We start from the raw sequence: 3,055 nt of genomic DNA on the forward strand, positions 1-3,055 counted from the left end.
ACCGCCGATGGCCGATTCGTGCGGCTGAGCGTGGAGGACGATGGCGCGGGCATCCCGCCCGACGCGCGCGTCGCTGCGCTGGCGGCGGGCCAGCGTCTCGACGAACGCGGCGACGGCCACGGCTTCGGGCTGTCGATCGCGAACGAGTTGGCGACCCTCTATGGGGGGACGCTGACGCTCGAGTCGGCGGCACTTGGTGGCCTCGCAGCGATCGTTACGCTGCCGACATCGCCTTCTTCCGACGCCTAAAAAATTGTCATGTTCCCGCTTCGGTCTCTTGCCTTTCAGCAAGGGCAGCTTTGACCGCGCGTCGCGTGGTAGGACCGATATGGTCCTGCTGCGAACCGACTCAAAATAGCGACGAACGGAGTCTCTAATTCGTCATTTACCGTATTGCGTGCTCGCGCGATCCGGCACAATCTGTAGGGGTTGAGTTCGGGGGCGAACCCAAGCGCTGGTAGAACACAAGCCGCAACCCCATATTGCGGAGACGGCCCGACCCATGGTGTCTCCATGGGACAGGTCTACTTTTGTTCTCGCAGGTCGCCCGCGACATGGTAGTATTGGGGTTCGCCCGCCGATTCGAACGGATCGGAAACGCGGCTGACCCTGATCGCAGAGTTTTGAACGAGTTGGCAGGGACGCGGCAGATGGATTTTCGGAATACCGGGGAAGCGAGTACGGACATGGCTACAGACGCAATCGAGGCGCTGGCAAGCGCGCCCGTGGAAGACACCAGCGGCGCTCAGCGCAAGCTCTCCGCGCGCGGTGATTCCAAGGAAGTGAAGGCGCAGCTCTATCCGGTCGAGGTCGACCATTCGCGCGATGCCCTGCTGACCGATTTCGGCAAGGAAACGCTGCGCGACCGCTATCTGCTCCCCGGCGAGAATTTCCAGGATCTGTTCGTGCGCGTGGCCTCGGCCTATGCCGATGATGCGGGCCATGCCCAGCGCCTGTACGGTTATATCTCGCGGCTGTGGTTCATGCCGGCCACGCCCGTGCTGTCCAATGGCGGCACCGGGCGCGGCCTGCCGATCTCGTGCTTCCTCAATTCGGTGCCCGACAGCCTGGGCGGCATCGTCGACACCTGGAACGAGAATGTCTGGCTGGCGTCGCGCGGCGGCGGCATCGGCACCTATTGGGGCAATGTCCGCGGCATTGGCGAGCCGGTCGGCCTCAACGGCAAGACCAGCGGCATCATCCCATTCGTGCGCGTGATGGATTCGCTGACGCTCGCCATCAGCCAAGGCTCGCTGCGCCGCGGTTCGGCCGCTTGCTATCTCGACGTGTCGCACCCCGAGATCGAGGAATTCCTCGAAATCCGCAAACCCTCGGGCGATTTCAACCGCAAGGCGCTCAACCTGCACCACGGCGTGCTGATCACCGACGCGTTCATGGAAGCGGTGCGCAGCGGCAGCGAATGGACGCTGACCAGCCCCAAGGATGGCTCGGCGCGCGCCACCGTCGATGCGCGCAGCCTGTTCCAGAAGCTGGTCGAAACGCGGCTTGCCACCGGCGAGCCGTACATCGTCTTCGCCGACCATGTGAACAAGGGCATGCCCAAGCATCACCGCGACCTCGGGCTCAAGGTCTCGACCTCGAACCTGTGCAGCGAGATCACGCTGCCGACCGGCAAGGATCATCTCGGCCACGAACGCACTGCCGTGTGCTGCCTGTCGTCGCTCAACCTGGAAACCTGGGACCAGTGGAAGGACGAGAAGGGCTTTATCGAGGACGTGATGCGTTTCCTCGACAATGTCCTGCAGGACTTCATCGACCGTGCCGAGCCGGGCATGGAGCGTGCGGCCTATTCGGCGATGCGCGAGCGTTCGGTCGGGCTCGGCGTGATGGGCTTCCACTCCTTCCTCCAGGCGCGCGGGCTGCCGTTCGAGGGCGCGATGGCGAAGTCGTGGAACCTGCGCATGTTCAAGCACATCAAGGCGCAGGTCGACGAAGCCTCGATGCATTTGGCGACCGAGCGCGGGCCCTGCCCCGACGCCGCCGACATGGGCGTGATGGAGCGCTTTTCGTGCAAGATGGCGATCGCGCCGACCGCGTCGATCAGCATCATCTGCGGCGGCACCAGCGCGTGCATCGAGCCGATCCCGGCCAATATCTACACCCACAAAACGCTGTCGGGCTCCTTCTCGATCAAGAACCCGTATCTCGAAAAGCTGCTCAACGAGAAATCGAAGAACAGCGACGCGGTGTGGAATTCGATCCTCGAGCAAGGCGGTTCGGTGCAGCATCTCGACTTCCTCGACCAGGAGGAGAAGGACTGTTTCAAGACCAGCTTCGAGATCGACCAGCGCTGGCTGATCGAGCTCCAGGCCGATCGCACGCCGTTCATCGACCAGTCGACCAGCCTCAACCTGTTCATCCCGGCCGATGTCGAGAAGTGGGATCTGCTGATGCTGCACTTCCGCGCGTGGGAATTGGGCATCAAGTCGCTTTACTATCTCCGCTCCAAATCGGTGCAGCGCGCTGGTTTCGCGGGCGGGGTCGAGGCGGACAACACGATCGAAAAGCCGCAATATGAATTTGCGACGACCGATTACGATGAATGCCTGGCGTGCCAGTGAGGTGATACTCCCTCTCCCTGTGGGAGAGGGAGGAGCGGCGCAGCCGCGGAAGGGTGAGGGTGATGCGCCTCTACCACAACCAGCCCTCCGGCACCGTGGCGCGCGCCCGTGACCTCCGCCGCACTGCGACGGAGGCCGAAAAGCGCTTGTTTCGCGCGCTGCGCGAAGCGTTTCCGGCGCTGAAATGGCGGCGGCAAGTCCCGGTCGGCCCGTATTTTGCCGACCTGCTGAGCTTTGGAGCGAAACTGGTGATTGAAGTGGACGGCGGGCAGCATAGCGAAGCGCAAAGCTACGACGCTGCACGTACGCGCCACATCGAAGACGAAGGCTATCGCGTGCTGCGCTTCTGGAACAATGACGTGCTCGCCAACACCGACGGCGTCATCGCGCAAATCTCCCTCTCCTGCGGGAGAGGGAAGGGGCCCATGCGCAGCATGGGAAGGGTGAGGGTGAGCCCAAGAAAAGGGCGCGCC

Annotated in this window: 3 protein-coding genes; all 3 read left to right on the forward strand. The window is 63.2% G+C overall.

Annotated features, from left to right (window positions below; all coding sequences use genetic code 11):
• Nucleotides 1-249 (forward strand): ATP-binding protein (locus NW75_RS20080; protein ID WP_033967148.1); only part of this gene is annotated, 249 nt, incomplete at its 5' end.
• A 401-nt stretch (nucleotides 250-650) separates the two neighbouring features.
• On the forward strand, nucleotides 651-2,582 hold the full coding sequence (locus NW75_RS20085) for a ribonucleoside-diphosphate reductase subunit alpha (RefSeq protein WP_033967150.1): 1,932 nt from the start codon (nucleotides 651-653) through the stop codon (nucleotides 2,580-2,582).
• Nucleotides 2,583-2,644: 62 nt separating this feature from the next.
• Nucleotides 2,645-3,055: endonuclease domain-containing protein (locus tag NW75_RS20090; protein ID WP_081988844.1), on the forward strand; the 411-nt coding region annotated here is incomplete at its 3' end.

It is taken from the genome of Sphingomonas sp. Ant H11, from assembly GCF_000797515.1.
Lineage (GTDB): Bacteria > Pseudomonadota > Alphaproteobacteria > Sphingomonadales > Sphingomonadaceae > Sphingomonas.